The following is a 13,588-nucleotide window of genomic DNA, read 5'->3' on the forward strand; positions in this document are numbered from 1 at the left end:
ATCGTTTCTCTTGCGCGGGATGGGGAATCCCAGTAACAAACGGCCTGTCACTATAGGGGCGGTTAACGCACGGGCGGCATTCTGAGCAGGGTCGGGGCACACCTCGGCCCTTTGTGTTTGTCTGATCAGACCGGCATGTGCTGCGCCCCATACGGACCAATCTTCAAGACCGGCGGAGACAACCGCCCGGCCAGATAAAACCGATTTGTAAAGGAAACCTGAGACCTCATGGCTCAAAACACATCGATGGAGGAATTCGAAGCCCTCCTGAACGAAAGCTTCGAAATGGACACCCCCGAAGAGGGTTCCGTTGTTAAAGGCAAGGTCATCGCAATCGAAGCAGGCCAGGCCATCATCGACGTAGGCTACAAAATGGAAGGCCGCGTCGAGCTGAAAGAATTCGCAAACCCTGGCGAAGCTCCCGAAATCTCTGTTGGCGATGAAGTAGAAGTCTACCTGCGCGCAGCTGAGAACGCCCGTGGCGAAGCTGTCATCTCCCGCGAGATGGCGCGCCGCGAAGAAGCATGGGATCGCCTGGAAAAAGCATACGCAGACGACCAGCGCGTCGAAGGTGCTATCTTCGGTCGTGTCAAAGGCGGCTTCACCGTCGACCTGGGCGGCGCTGTTGCATTCCTGCCCGGCTCGCAGGTTGACGTGCGCCCCGTGCGCGACGCTGGCCCGCTGATGGGTCTGAAGCAGCCGTTCCAGATCCTGAAGATGGACCGTCGTCGTGGCAACATCGTTGTGTCCCGCCGTGCGATCCTCGAAGAGTCCCGCGCCGAGCAGCGCGCCGAAGTCATCGGCAACCTGTCCGAAGGCCAGGCAGTGGACGGTGTCGTCAAGAACATCACCGAATACGGTGCGTTTGTTGACCTCGGCGGCGTTGACGGCCTGCTGCACGTCACCGACATGGCATGGCGCCGTGTGAACCACCCGTCCGAGATCCTGTCCATTGGCGAAACCGTCAAGGTTCAGGTCATCAAGATCAACAAAGAGACTCACCGTATCTCCCTCGGCATGAAACAGCTGCAGGAAGATCCGTGGGATCTGGTTGGCGCCAAGTACCCGCTGTCCTCCGTGCACAAGGGTCGCGTCACCAACATCACCGATTACGGTGCATTTGTTGAGCTGGAGCCGGGTGTCGAAGGTCTGGTCCACGTCTCCGAAATGTCCTGGACCAAGAAAAACGTCCACCCGGGCAAAATCGTCTCCACTTCCCAGGAAGTCGACGTCATGGTTCTGGAAATCGATGGTGCCAAGCGCCGCGTTTCCCTGGGCCTCAAGCAGACCATGCGCAACCCGTGGGAAGTCTTTGCTGAGACCCACCCGGAAGGCACTCAGGTCGAAGGCGAAGTCAAGAACATCACCGAATTCGGTCTGTTCATCGGCCTCGACGGCGACATCGACGGCATGGTTCACCTGTCCGACCTGTCCTGGGACGAGCGTGGCGAAGATGCGATCCAGAACTACCGCAAAGGCGACATGGTTTCGGCCGTTGTCTCCGAAGTGGATGTCGAGAAAGAGCGTATCTCCCTGTCGATCAAAGCCCTGGGCGGCGACAAGTTCGCTGAAGCCGTTGGCGGCGTGAAGCGTGGTTCCGTGATCACCGTTGAAGTGACCGCGATCGAAGACGGTGGCATCGAAGTGGAATACGAAGGCATGAAGTCCTTCATCCGCCGCTCCGACCTGTCCCGTGACCGCGCAGAGCAGCGTCCTGAGCGTTTCTCGGTTGGCGACAAGGTCGACGTTCGCGTCACCAACGTCGACTCCAAGACCCGCCGTCTGGGCCTGTCCATCAAGGCACGCGAAATCGCGGAAGAAAAAGAAGCCGTCGAACAGTATGGCTCCTCCGATTCCGGCGCGTCCCTGGGCGACATCCTGGGCGCAGCACTGAAGTCCGGCGACTGATTTCAGTAGCCGCTACAGGCTGAAAAATTTGGAACGGCCTCGCATCCTGTGCGGGGCCGTTTCCTTTTGCCGCAGTGCCTGATTTCTCAGAGGTGCGGGCATTCGTTAATGAACTGGCTGCGAATCAAGTTGCCACATGTGTGGCCGTGCAATCGCCTTTTGCGGGGAAACCTATGAATGTTTCTGCTTGGCGCTGCGCGGAATCAGCCTAATCTTAGGCAATCGCTAGCTAATTCGCGGGCGCGTCCGGTATCAATTGGTGACGGTTTCCGGAATTGTTCCTATAGTTGGTGCATATAAACTTCGCCTAAATTGGCTTGGGAGGGCCTGGACATGATCCGTTCGGAATTGATCCAGAAGATTGCAGACGAAAACCCGCACCTGTATCAGCGTGACGTGGAGAGGATCGTTAACACGGTGTTCGAGGAAGTGACTGACGCAATGGCGCGTGGTGACCGGGTTGAGCTGCGAGGCTTTGGAGCCTTTTCGGTGAAACAACGGGATGCGCGGGTTGGTCGCAATCCCCGCACCGGTGAAACGGTCCATGTTGAAGAAAAACATGTGCCGTTCTTCAAGACTGGGAAGCTCTTGCGGGACCGCCTGAACGGAAAAGCTTGATGCGCTACATTCGCTACGCCTGTCTCGGTGTCATTGCGATCGCTCTTATCTCGGTTTCGCTTGCGAACCGTGGGCTGGTCGAACTGAAACTTCTGCCAGCGGCTCTGGCCGAACTGATCGGCTACAACTTCCAGATTGAACTGCCACTTTTTGTTGTGGTGCTGGGGGGTATTGCCGCTGGTCTGGTCATTGGTTTCATCATCGAGTGGCTGCGCGAACACAAACACCGTCGCGAAGCGGATCAAAAGGCCCGTGAGGCCCGCAAACTGTCGCGTGAAGTCTCGCGCCTCAAGAAGCAGAAGAACGAAGGCAAGGACGAGGTTCTCGCCCTTCTGGACGAGGCGAGCTGAGCCAGTCATGCAGGACATTCGGGTCAAGATCTGCGGGCTGAAAACCCCGCAGGACATCGCGGCTGCCGCCGAGGCAGGCGCGGCATACATCGGGTTCAACTTTTTTGCCAAATCCCCACGGTCAGTCACCCCACAGGAGGCCGCTGCCTTGGCGGTTGAGGCGCCCATAGGCATGTGCAAGGTCGCATTGGTGGTCAATGCAGATGACGCCATGCTTGATGAAATCACCAGTGTTGTTCCCCTGGATATGATCCAACTGCACGGCCAGGAAACCCCGGAACGTGTGGCAGAGGTCAAGGCACGCTACGGCTTGCCTGTGATGAAGGTTTTGGGTGTCTCGTCGCTTGAGGACGTCCAGCGCATCGATGCATACGAAGGCGTCGCGGATCAAATTCTGGTCGATGCCAAGGCGCCCAAGGACGCGGTGCTGCCGGGCGGAAATGGGGTTGCCTTCGACTGGCGTCTGCTGGCGCAGAAGAAATACTGGCGCGCCCCGTGGATGCTGGCTGGCGGGTTGAATCCGGAAAATGTAGCCGAGGCCATCCGGGTCACCGGCGCCCGTCAGGTTGATGTCGCTTCTGGCGTCGAGAGCGCGCCGGGCGAAAAGGATCCGGCTCGGATCAAGTCGTTTTGCGAGGCGGCAAACGCACCTCGCCGTTGACCCCTGCTGTTCTGCGCAGCGACAGGTCGGCTCAGCCGCGATAATCAGTCCCAAATCATAGAAACCTCTCCGCGTCCCTTTACCCGACGCGGGGGGCGCTATACTCATATCGGGCGCCGCGAAGAAGGAATGAACCATGGCCGAAGATCTATTCAACAGCTTTATGAATGGCCCCGATGAACAGGGCCGGTTTGGTATTTTTGGTGGGCGGTTTGTCAGCGAGACTTTGATGCCGCTGATTCTCAGCCTGGAAGAGGAATACGATCGCGCCAAGGATGACCCGACCTTCTGGGCAGAGATGGATGATCTGTGGAAACACTACGTCGGTCGTCCCAGCCCGCTTTACTTTGCGGAGCGCCTGACCAACCACCTTGGCGGTGCCAAGATCTATCTCAAGCGGGATGAACTGAACCATACAGGCGCCCACAAGGTGAACAACGTGTTGGGCCAGATCCTGCTGGCACGCCGCATGGGCAAGACCCGTATCATCGCGGAAACCGGTGCGGGGCAGCATGGTGTTGCGACAGCAACCGTCTGCGCCAAATTCGGACTTAAATGCGTGGTCTACATGGGGGCGCACGACGTGAAGCGCCAGGCCCCCAATGTGTTCCGGATGCGGCTTCTTGGGGCCGAGGTCATCCCGGTCACCTCTGGTCGTGGTACGCTGAAGGACGCGATGAACGATGCGTTGCGGGATTGGGTGACCAATGTCCATGACACCTTCTACTGCATCGGGACGGTTGCCGGTCCTCACCCCTATCCGGCGATGGTGCGGGATTTCCAGTCGATCATCGGCAAGGAAGTCCGCTGGCAGCTGGCAGAGCAGGAAGGCGAAGGCCGCCTGCCGGATACCGTCATCGCAGCGATTGGCGGCGGATCCAACGCGATGGGCCTGTTCTACCCGTTCCTGGATGACAAATCTGTCAATATCATCGGCGTCGAAGCAGGTGGTAAAGGGGTTGATGAGAAGATGCAGCATTGCGCGTCTCTGACCGGTGGGCGCCCCGGAGTGCTGCATGGCAACCGCACCTATCTGTTGCAGGATGACGATGGTCAGATCCTTGAAGGTTTCTCTATCTCTGCGGGGCTGGATTATCCGGGTATCGGGCCTGAACATGCATGGCTGCATGACATTGGCCGGGCGGAGTATGTCTCTATCACCGACCGTGAGGCACTGGAAGCGTTCCAGCTATCCTGTGCAATGGAAGGCATTATCCCGGCTCTGGAGCCGAGCCACGCGCTTGCACATGTGATGAAGATCGCTCCTGATCTGCCGAAGGACCATATCATCGTGATGAACATGTGTGGGCGTGGCGACAAAGACATCTTTACCGTGGCCCGTCACCTTGGGTTTGACATGTCCGACACAGAAGAAGGGCGCGACACCGACTGATTGGTCGATGCATGCCAAAGGAAAAGGCGCCGCAAATGCTGGCGCCTTTTTTCGTTTGGACGTAATCTTTCAGGGTCAGTCGGTTGCCGGGTCGCTTGCATGTTGTTCGAGGATATGAAGCGGCACGATATCCAGTGCTTTGATATGGGTCGCGCTCAGTTTGACCTTTGGGGCGCAGCCTTCGTCTGCGGCCTGCAGGAACCGTCCGGCGCACAGGCACCAGCTATCGCCTGCCTTCAGTCCGGCAAAGCCGAATTCTGGTCTCGGGGTCGACAGGTCATTTCCGACATATTTGGGAAAGGCGAGAAACTCGTCGGTCATGACAGCGCAGACTGTGTGACTGCCCTGATCCTGGGCGCAGGTGTTACAATGGCCGTCCCGAAAGTACCCGGTCATCGGCTCCGTTGAACAGGGGGCCAAGGCGCCCCCCTTCACATTCACGCTTGCGTCTTTTTCCATCGCTTTACCCTAAAGTGACTTGGCCAGTGTTCTCAGCATTCTGACATTCTGCCGGGAGACACCTGATTCACGAAAGGCGCGGTCTGCCGCAGTCACCACGATCACGACATTTCGGCCCTGATGGATATAAATATATTGCCCATAGACGCCCCTGGCCAGAAATTCACCGGGCTCTGCGTTCCTTGGGATCCACCATTGGTAACCATAGCCGGTCTTGCCCGGTTCTGTTGGTGCAGTAGGGCGGGTGGAGCGTGCAACCCAAAGGCGCGGGACGATCTGCTTGCGGCCATATCGCCCGTTCTGCGCCATCATCAATCCAAAGCGCGCGAAATCCCGGGTCATCTGATTGATGCCGCCAAGGACAAAGGCGACCCCCGCACCATCCGTCAGGTAGTAACCGGCTTTCTCAAGGCCCAGATGGTAGAGGATCCTTTCAGAGAGCAGCTCTGGCACCGAACGACCGGTCGCGCCCCGGATAACCATGCCCAGGACGTGGGTGTCGATTGACACATATTGCCAGATCTCGCCTGGCGCAGCGATCGTGCCATTCAGCTCTGCGGCAAAATCGTCCAGCGTCCCGCCAAGGGCAAGGGTGCGGCCCATCCGATTGATATCGGAATCATAGTCCAGATAGTCTTCATCAAACTCGACCCCGCTGGCCATGTTCAGCACATTGCGGATTGTCGCCGCTTCATACGCAGATCCACGCAGGGAGGGGGCGTATGTCACCACCTTCTCGTCGAGCGAGGCGATGGCCCCCTCGTCCAAGAGAATACCAAAGAGGGCGGAAAGGTAGCTCTTGGCCATGGACCAGGAGATGCGCAGATCGGTCTCTGCGGTGCCCTTGTGATAGCTCTCGTGCCGGATCTGTCCGTTTTTCATAACCAGCAGCGAAGTAACGGATCGTTCTTCCATCCACTCCTGCATGCCGCTTGGCAGCGTCATTTCTACCCCGCGCGGCAACTCGCTCGGCTCTTGCGGGCCGCGATCCAGCGGGGTGGTCAGAAAGGCGTCTCCCATATGAGAGAAGTTGTGAACGATCTTGTCTTTGTCAAAAAGGGTGTTCACCGCGATCAGCCGGGCGATGGTCTCTCGTTTGTAGAGAGCCACCGACGCGGCGCAGACCAACGTCGTCAAAACGAAAATAGACGTAATACGTAGCCACTTGGGCATAAAATCCTCCTGCAATATGCTGATCCTAGTCAGCTGGAGGGGCAGCGCGCAAAGGCGACGCCGCGGCACCATGACATCACTTGAATTTGTCGAGCAGCTTTTCCATCGGAGAGCGCGTGTCCTCTGCTTGGGCTTCGCTCGATGCGGCTTTTTGCAAAGCCTGGGGGCTCTGCGTGCCGCCCTTGCTCTTGGCCTTGGCTTGACCGGTGGAGCTGCGGGGCGGAGCGACGCGAAGGGCAACCGCATTCATGAACTTGCCTCCGTCACCTTTGGCGAGCGAGGCCGCACCATCCGAAATCCCGCGTAGAAGGTCGTCGAGCCAGGCCTCATCCGCCTTGGCGAAATCGCGCAACACATAGCCCGCAACCGCATCCTTATGGCCCGGATGGCCGATGCCCAGGCGGACCCGCCCGTAATCTGCACCGATATGGGAGTGAATGGAGCGCAGACCATTGTGACCTGCGTGGCCGCCTCCTTGTTTGACGCGGGCTTTGCCGGGGGCCAGGTCAAGTTCGTCGTGCAGAACGATCACGTCGGCCGGAGTGAGCTTGTAAAAGCGCATCGCTTCTCCGACCGATTGACCGGACAGGTTCATGAAGGTCTGCGGCTTGAGCAGCAGGACTTTTTCGCCGCCCAGAACGCCCTCGCTCAGTTGAGCCTGAAACTTGCTCTTCCACGGGGAAAAACCGTGGTCATCCGCAATCTGATCAAGTGCCATAAAGCCGATGTTGTGGCGATTGCCTGCATATTTCGCGCCCGGGTTCCCGAGCCCTACAAAGAGTTTCATGGTCTGGCGTTGTCCTGCATCTGAGCTCTCTTTTTTCTACTGAGCCCTCGCACAGAGCGCAACAACCGGCGGGGCGGGATGGCAAACGAAAAACGGGCCCCGAAGGACCCGTTTCCCAGAACAACCCAAATGGGCGGTGTTCTTATTCTTCTGCAGCTTCTTCGCCGCCTTCTTCTTCGCTCTCAGCGGACTTGAGGCCGGACGGAGCGGAGATGTTGGCAACAACGAAGTCACGGTCGATGGTCGGCTTGGCGCCTTCCGGCATGGTGACCGAAGAGATGGTGACGGTGTCGCCGATGTTCAGGCCGGTCAGGTCAACAACCAGCTTCTCGGGGATGTCACCTGCGGTCACAACCAGCTCGACTTCCGGACGAACGGCAGTCAGAACGCCGCCGCGCTTGATGCCCGGTGCAGCTTCTTCGTTGATGAACTCAACGGGAACGAACAGGTTCACTTTCGAGGTGCGACGCAGGCGCATCAGGTCGAAGTGAGTCGGCAGGTCTTTTACAACGTCACGCTGAACGTCGCGGCAGATGACGCGGACGTCTTCCTGGCCTTCCACTTTCAGGTTCCACAGAGTGGACTTGAAACGACCAGCTTTCAGCTTTTTCAGCAGTTCGTTGAAGGGGATCTGGATCGACATCGGTTCCGCGTCGCCACCAAATACAACCCCAGGAACCATGCCAGCACGACGTGCTGCACGAGCGGCGCCCTTGCCCGACCCCGTACGTTCCTGGCAAACAAGATCAGGAATCTGACCAGCCATGATAATTCTCCAATATGATAGGGGGGTGCCTCCAAGGCTGTCACCCCGCGTGAAGCCGTGCGCATAGACCGGATTGGCCAAGTTTGCAACCCGCAAACAGGTAATCGGTCAGGCCGGAGAGGGATCAGCGCCGCGAAAACCACGCTGACCCTCAATTCTGGCCCGTCTGGCCAGTCGTCAGTCGGCCATCCAGCGACCGCCGAAGTCTTCGGGAATCAGCAGATTGTGACGCCCCAGACCGTGTACTGTCTTTTCTCCGCACAGAGCCATCGTCGTATCGAGCTCCTTGTGGAGAACCTCCAGGGCCTTTGTCACACCCGCCTGACCCATCGCGCCAAGACCATAGACAAACGCCCGTCCGATCATGGTGCCCTTTGCGCCAAGAGCGATGGCCTTCAGGATGTCTTGACCAGAGCGGATACCGCTGTCCAGGTGGACTTCCACCTGATCGCCAACTGCATCCATGATGGCAGGCAGCATCTGGATGGAACTCAGCGCACCGTCCAACTGGCGCCCGCCGTGGTTTGAAACAACAATCGCGTCTGCCCCAACCTTGGCCGCCATCTTTGCATCCTCGACATCCAGGATACCCTTGAGGATCACCTTCCCGCCCCACATTTCCATGAGCTTCTCGATCTTGCCCCAGTCCAGTGAGGGATCGAACTGCTCCGCTGTCCAGGCGCCAAGGGACGATGCGTCAGAGATGCCATCCACATGTCCGACGATGTTGCCGAAATTACGGCGCTTGGCTCCCAGCATCTCAATCCCCCAGGACCATTTCGTCATCAGATTGGCGATGGTTTTTGGGGTCAGCTTCGGCGGAGCAGAAAGGCCGTTTTTCAGATCCTTGTGCCGCTGCCCGAGGATCTGCAGGTCGAGGGTGATCACCAACGCAGAACAGCGTGCATCCTTGGCCCGTTGAATAAGACGGCGAACATAGTCTTCGTCCTTCATGGTGTAGAGCTGGAACCAGAATGGTTTTGTCGTTGCCTCGGCGACATCTTCGATGGAGTTGATCGACATCGTGGAGAGCGTGAACGGAACACCAAAGGCTTCGGCGGCGCGCGCCGCCTTGATCTCGCCGTCTGCGTGCTGCATCCCGGTCAACCCAACCGGAGCAAGTGCGACGGGCATGGCGACATCCTGGCCAATCATCTGTGTCGCTGTGCTGCGTCCCGCCATGTCCACGGCGACCCGCTGACGAAGCCGGATCTTCTCGAAATCGTTGGTGTTGTCACGGAATGTCTGCTCTGTCCAGCTGCCGCTTTCGGCATAGTCGTAAAACATACGTGGTACGCGGCGTTCGTAAATGCGCTTGAGATCATCAATGTTGGTAATGACTGGCACGGCTCTGTCCTCGCCCTAAGTTGGTAATAAATTCTTACCAATCTTGTGCCGAAAGCGCAATCCAAGATACCGGGCAAGAAAAAAGGCCACACCCGGACGGCGCGGCCTTTGAAAAACATGTCTGATCGCAAGGGATTAGGCGGAATGGGCGCCATCCGAAAGGGATTTGACGAAGCTCAGAACCTCGCCCACGGGTTTGCCTGCGCCGATTTGGCTCACGATGGCGGAGCCAACAACCGCACCATCCGCGACCGAGGCGATGCCTTTGGCCTTTTCCGGAGTGTTGATGCCAAAACCCACGATCACAGGCAGATCGGTGCTTGCCTTGATGCGCGCCACTTCCGGACCTACGTTGGTAGCCTCGGCTTCGGCGGCACCTGTGATGCCGGTGATGGAGACGTAGTACACAAAGCCAGACGTATTCTGCAAAACGCGAGGCAGGCGTTTGTCATCGGTGGTCGGTGTCGCCAGTCGGATAAAGTTCAGACCTGCTTCCTGAGCGGGAATACACAGTTCGCTGTCTTCTTCTGGCGGAAGGTCGACCACGATCAGGCCATCAATACCTGCATCCTTCGCATCCTTGAGGAAGGTCTCAACGCCGCGGCTGTAGATCGGGTTGTAATATCCCATCAGGACGATTGGCGTAGTGTTGTCTTCCTCACGGAAAGCCCGCGCCAGATCGAGCGTACGTTGAAGCGTCATCCCGGCTTCCAGGGCGCGCTGGCCTGCGAGCTGGATGGTCGGGCCGTCGGCCATCGGATCGGTAAAGGGCAGGCCCAGCTCAATCACATCCACACCAGCTGCCGGCAGGCCCTTGACCAGCTCGAGAGAGGTGTCGAAATCCGGATCCCCGGCCATGACATAGGCAACAAATGCCTTTTTGTTGGCAGCTTTCAGGTCGGCGAATTTGGCGTCAATGCGGGTCATGATCGGGCCTTTTGCAAGTGTCTGCCCCGGTGTGCCGAATGTTTTCCCAGAAATCAATCCCGTGCACAGACAAGCCTGACCATATTGTGCCTGCCGAAAGCAGCGCGACCTTCGGCAGGGGGGCTGTTACAATGGCGCGTGCCAGCGCAGCAGCAGCTGATTGACGCCGGGGTTGGTGTCTGCGGTGGAAGCGTTCGATTTATGGGACAGGGCCAGCGAAATGGCTCGTCCGCTTGCGAATGTCTTTCCCACGGCGAGAGAGCTGCGGATCTCAAAAGTGGAGCCCAGATCGTTCAGATCCACATTTTCAGAGTATGCGCCCGGCATCACGCTGGTTTCGATGAACCAACCTCGCTGTAGGTGCCATGTCCCTACGACGCCGGCCCCGACAAATGCGTCCCCCGTGGTATGCACATCGAGTGCCGCGCCAAAGGCTGCATCAAAGCTACCGCGCTCCCAGAACGGGCTGTGCTGATACTCTAGCGACAATACGGCACTGTCTTCGGCCCCTTCGCGAGAGAAGCTTGTGTATCCGGCCCCAAGGACCAGTTCCTGCGCAGCTGCAGGCAAGGCGACCGCAGTGGAAAGGGTGAGGGCGAGAGCGGTGGCCTTTGTGGCCGAAGTAAAGGTCATGGTCGTTAATCTCGTCTCGGTTGCGAACTATCGGTTTGGGTAGAATGATCTGTCTATTTCGCTGGTGTGTCCAGTGCCTGTCGTCGAACTGGGATCACGATCACGGGATAACAATGCTCAACAGGTGAAATGGTTGCATTTTTGCAGCTCTTTGTGCCGCAAAATGATGCAAATCGAGCAATGGCTGAATTGTGCGGGCAGGGCGGTTAAGGCGATGGCCGCTTGCGTCACCGTCAATTGCTGCCTAGAAGCGGCTCCCAAGTGGCATCAGGAGGCCGAAATGGGCTTTAAAATGGGAATCGTGGGTCTGCCGAACGTCGGCAAGTCGACCCTGTTCAACGCATTGACCAAAACCGCATCGGCGCAGGCGGCGAACTTTCCGTTTTGCACGATTGAACCCAATGTGGGTGAGGTCGGCGTTCCCGACCCGCGTCTGGACAAATTGGCGGCGATTGCAGGCTCCAAACAGATCATCCCCACCCGGATGACGTTTGTTGACATCGCAGGCCTCGTCAAAGGCGCGTCCAAAGGTGAAGGTCTGGGGAACCAGTTTCTTGCCAATATCCGTGAAGTCGACGCAATCGCGCATGTTCTGCGTTGCTTCGAAGATGGCGATGTGACCCACGTCGAAGGCCGTGTTGATCCGGTTGCTGACGCAGAAACCATCGAAACAGAGCTGATGCTGGCCGATCTGGAGAGCATTGAGAAACGGCGTGCGAACCTTGTTCGCAAGCTGAAGGGCAACGACAAGGAAGCGCAGCAACAGGATCGCCTGCTGGCCACGGCACAGGACATGTTGGAAAGCGGTAAGCCCGCCCGCCTGGTCGAGGTTGACGCAGAAGACGCCAAAGCCTGGAAAATGCTGCAGCTGCTGACCACCAAACCCGTTCTTTATGTCTGCAACGTCGGCGAATCCGAATCTGTCGACGGCAACGAACATTCCGCCAAGGTGGCGGACATGGCGGCAGCCCAAGGCAACGCTCATGTGATCATCTCGGCGCAGATCGAAGAAGAAATCAGCCAGCTGGAGCCCGAAGAGGCTGAGATGTTCCTCAGTGAAATGGGTCTCGCCGAGGCGGGGCTCGATCGTCTGATCCGGGCCGGCTACGAACTGTTGAAACTGGAAACCTACTTCACCGTGGGCCCCAAGGAGGCGCGCGCCTGGACCATCCGGACCGGGACAGCTGCTCCGCAGGCGGCAGGCGTGATCCATGGCGACTTTGAAAAGGGGTTCATCCGCGCAGAAACAATCGCTTATGACGATTATATCGCGGCCAACGGAGAGCAGGGTGCCAAGGAAGCGGGCAAGATGCGGGCCGAGGGCAAGAGCTATATCGTCAAAGATGGCGACGTCCTGCACTTCCTCTTCAACACCTGATTTCTCAGCCGTCTGAGACACGACATGATGCCCGCCCTCGCAAGACGGCGGGCATTTTCTTGATACAGCTGTCGGATATTCCTGAAAGCGCCGGACTTGAGTTGCCGCTAACGGAAATGCTAAACCCCCACGATTAATCAGTCGGAAGGATAAAAATGACAAAGCTGATCATCGACACAGATCCCGGCATCGACGATGCAATGGCGATTTTCTACGCGGCCGCGGCCCCGGATATCGACCTGCTCGGGCTCACCACAATCTTTGGCAACGTGACCACCAAGACCGCCACGCGCAACGCCCTGCGTCTGCTCGAAGCTGCAGGTCTGGATCTGCCGGTTGCCCATGGTGCCGAGGCGCCGCTGGTTCTGCCGCCGTTCACCCCCTCTGCCCATGTTCACGGCGATGAGGGTTTTGGCGATATTCCGGCTGCAACTCCCAAGGGCAAGCCGGTGGAGGAAGACGCAGCTGATTTTCTGATCCGCATGGCACGAGAGCACAAGGGAGAGCTGGTCCTGTGCCCGATTGGCCCGCTGACCAATATCGCCATTGCGATCCAGCGTGACCCGGAGTTTGCCCAAAACGTCAAACGGATCGTCATCATGGGCGGCTCGCTGGAAGAGGGCGGCAACATCACCCCCCACGCCGAAGCCAACATCTATCATGATCCCCACGCGGCAGAGGTACTGTTTGCCTCCGGTGCGCGGGTCGAAATGGTTGGCCTGGACGTGACACACCGCATCCTGTGTACCAAGGATGATTTCTCGGGCATCGCAGCGTCCTCGCCGCAACTGGGTGGTATGCTGCAGGAAATGTCAGTGTTCTATCTGCATTTCTACGAAACCGTGGGTAAGTTCGACGGCTGTTCCCTGCATGACCCGGCGGCCGTGATCGCCTGCACCCATCCAGAGTTGTTCACCGCCCGTTCAGTGCCAATGGAAGTCTCCTGTGAGGGCGACACATCTGGCGAAACCCGCCTGTCCGGCGAAGAGGGCCGCAAGCCGATCGACGTTTATATGGCCGTTGACGCAGAAGCGGTAAAATCCCTGTTCCTCAAGCGGTTGGCGATCCTGCCCTGAACCTTTGACAGCCCGCATAGGGCTCGAAGGCCCGTTGAATATCGCGCGCCCGCCCCGGTCATCCAGGGCGGGCGCCATCCGTTTGGGCCCATGATCCGGACCGCATAATTTT

General features: G+C 58.2%; 14 protein-coding genes. 7 read left to right on the forward strand and 7 right to left on the reverse strand.

The window, feature by feature from the left end; genetic code table 11:
• The first annotated feature begins 228 nt into the window (after positions 1–228).
• The 5 genes from rpsA (at position 229) to trpB (ending at position 4,930) form a co-directional block, all read left to right on the forward strand.
• Positions 229–1,908 (forward strand): 30S ribosomal protein S1, encoded by a 1,680-nt coding sequence (gene rpsA / locus KUV39_RS05710; protein WP_008562265.1) that lies wholly within the window; start codon positions 229–231, stop codon positions 1,906–1,908.
• A gap of 333 nt (positions 1,909–2,241) precedes the next feature.
• Positions 2,242–2,526 carry an integration host factor subunit beta gene (gene ihfB / locus KUV39_RS05715; protein ID WP_008560927.1) on the forward strand — a complete coding sequence of 95 codons (285 nt, stop codon included), beginning with the start codon at positions 2,242–2,244 and terminating at the stop codon, positions 2,524–2,526.
• A complete protein-coding gene (locus tag KUV39_RS05720) occupies positions 2,526–2,876 on the forward strand; it encodes a lipopolysaccharide assembly protein LapA domain-containing protein (protein ID WP_008561668.1) in 351 nt (116 codons plus the stop codon). The genes ihfB and KUV39_RS05720 overlap by 1 nt, the downstream gene beginning before the upstream one ends.
• 7 nt (positions 2,877–2,883) lie before the next feature.
• Positions 2,884–3,537, forward strand: a complete 654-nt coding sequence (locus KUV39_RS05725; protein ID WP_008562473.1) for a phosphoribosylanthranilate isomerase — start codon at positions 2,884–2,886, stop codon at positions 3,535–3,537.
• A 136-nt stretch (positions 3,538–3,673) separates the two neighbouring features.
• A complete protein-coding gene (trpB, locus tag KUV39_RS05730; protein WP_008562655.1) occupies positions 3,674–4,930 on the forward strand; it encodes a tryptophan synthase subunit beta in 1,257 nt (418 codons plus the stop codon).
• Between the two features lie 75 nt (positions 4,931–5,005).
• On the opposite strand, the gene KUV39_RS05735 is transcribed toward trpB, so the two are convergent.
• From KUV39_RS05735 to KUV39_RS05765, 7 genes are all read right to left on the reverse strand, one after another.
• The gene (locus KUV39_RS05735; protein ID WP_222459199.1) at positions 5,006–5,389 is read right to left on the reverse strand and encodes a DUF2237 family protein; all 384 of its coding nucleotides are present in this window, start codon (positions 5,387–5,389) and stop codon (positions 5,006–5,008) included.
• A gap of 9 nt (positions 5,390–5,398) precedes the next feature.
• On the reverse strand, positions 5,399–6,562 hold the full coding sequence (locus KUV39_RS05740) for a serine hydrolase domain-containing protein (protein ID WP_222459200.1): 1,164 nt from the start codon (positions 6,560–6,562) through the stop codon (positions 5,399–5,401).
• 76 nt (positions 6,563–6,638) lie between these two features.
• Positions 6,639–7,349: an aminoacyl-tRNA hydrolase gene (pth, locus tag KUV39_RS05745; protein ID WP_222459201.1), complete on the reverse strand. Its 711-nt coding sequence runs from the start codon at positions 7,347–7,349 to the stop codon at positions 6,639–6,641.
• Positions 7,350–7,491: 142 nt separating this feature from the next.
• Positions 7,492–8,115 carry a 50S ribosomal protein L25/general stress protein Ctc gene (locus KUV39_RS05750; RefSeq protein ID WP_037302557.1) on the reverse strand — a complete coding sequence of 208 codons (624 nt, stop codon included), beginning with the start codon at positions 8,113–8,115 and terminating at the stop codon, positions 7,492–7,494.
• A gap of 177 nt (positions 8,116–8,292) precedes the next feature.
• On the reverse strand, positions 8,293–9,462 hold the full coding sequence (locus tag KUV39_RS05755) for an alpha-hydroxy acid oxidase (RefSeq protein WP_222459202.1): 1,170 nt from the start codon (positions 9,460–9,462) through the stop codon (positions 8,293–8,295).
• A gap of 135 nt (positions 9,463–9,597) precedes the next feature.
• Positions 9,598–10,389: a tryptophan synthase subunit alpha gene (trpA, locus tag KUV39_RS05760; RefSeq protein ID WP_037302962.1), complete on the reverse strand. Its 792-nt coding sequence runs from the start codon at positions 10,387–10,389 to the stop codon at positions 9,598–9,600.
• 126 nt (positions 10,390–10,515) lie between these two features.
• Positions 10,516–11,022, reverse strand: coding sequence for an acyloxyacyl hydrolase (locus tag KUV39_RS05765; RefSeq protein ID WP_222459203.1), 507 nt, complete (start codon positions 11,020–11,022; stop codon positions 10,516–10,518).
• A 280-nt stretch (positions 11,023–11,302) separates the two neighbouring features.
• On the opposite strand from KUV39_RS05765, the gene ychF reads away from it, so the two are divergent.
• Positions 11,303–12,400, forward strand: a complete 1,098-nt coding sequence (gene ychF / locus KUV39_RS05770) for a redox-regulated ATPase YchF (protein WP_050673094.1) — start codon at positions 11,303–11,305, stop codon at positions 12,398–12,400.
• A gap of 155 nt (positions 12,401–12,555) precedes the next feature.
• On the forward strand, positions 12,556–13,476 hold the full coding sequence (locus KUV39_RS05775; RefSeq protein ID WP_046210676.1) for a nucleoside hydrolase: 921 nt from the start codon (positions 12,556–12,558) through the stop codon (positions 13,474–13,476).
• The last annotated feature ends 112 nt before the right edge of the window (positions 13,477–13,588 follow it).

The sequence above is a fragment of the Phaeobacter italicus genome, assembly GCF_019801785.1.
In the GTDB taxonomy this organism is placed as follows: Bacteria; Pseudomonadota; Alphaproteobacteria; order Rhodobacterales; family Rhodobacteraceae; genus Phaeobacter; species Phaeobacter italicus.

Bases quoted from the DNA above. Each gene is read 5' to 3' on its own strand.
- rpsA (WP_008562265.1), top strand. From the start codon at position 229: ATGGCTCAAAACACATCGATGGAGGAATTCGAAGCCCTCCTGAACGAA.
- ihfB (WP_008560927.1), top strand. From the start codon at position 2,242: ATGATCCGTTCGGAATTGATCCAGAAGATTGCAGACGAAAACCCGCAC.
- KUV39_RS05720 (WP_008561668.1), top strand. From the start codon at position 2,526: ATGCGCTACATTCGCTACGCCTGTCTCGGTGTCATTGCGATCGCTCTT.
- KUV39_RS05725 (WP_008562473.1), top strand. From the start codon at position 2,884: ATGCAGGACATTCGGGTCAAGATCTGCGGGCTGAAAACCCCGCAGGAC.
- trpB (WP_008562655.1), top strand. From the start codon at position 3,674: ATGGCCGAAGATCTATTCAACAGCTTTATGAATGGCCCCGATGAACAG.
- KUV39_RS05735 (WP_222459199.1), bottom strand. From the start codon at position 5,389: ATGGAAAAAGACGCAAGCGTGAATGTGAAGGGGGGCGCCTTGGCCCCC.
- KUV39_RS05740 (WP_222459200.1), bottom strand. From the start codon at position 6,562: ATGCCCAAGTGGCTACGTATTACGTCTATTTTCGTTTTGACGACGTTG.
- pth (WP_222459201.1), bottom strand. From the start codon at position 7,349: ATGAAACTCTTTGTAGGGCTCGGGAACCCGGGCGCGAAATATGCAGGC.
- KUV39_RS05750 (WP_037302557.1), bottom strand. From the start codon at position 8,115: ATGGCTGGTCAGATTCCTGATCTTGTTTGCCAGGAACGTACGGGGTCG.
- trpA (WP_037302962.1), bottom strand. From the start codon at position 10,389: ATGACCCGCATTGACGCCAAATTCGCCGACCTGAAAGCTGCCAACAAA.
- KUV39_RS05765 (WP_222459203.1), bottom strand. From the start codon at position 11,022: ATGACCTTTACTTCGGCCACAAAGGCCACCGCTCTCGCCCTCACCCTT.
- ychF (WP_050673094.1), top strand. From the start codon at position 11,303: ATGGGCTTTAAAATGGGAATCGTGGGTCTGCCGAACGTCGGCAAGTCG.
- KUV39_RS05775 (WP_046210676.1), top strand. From the start codon at position 12,556: ATGACAAAGCTGATCATCGACACAGATCCCGGCATCGACGATGCAATG.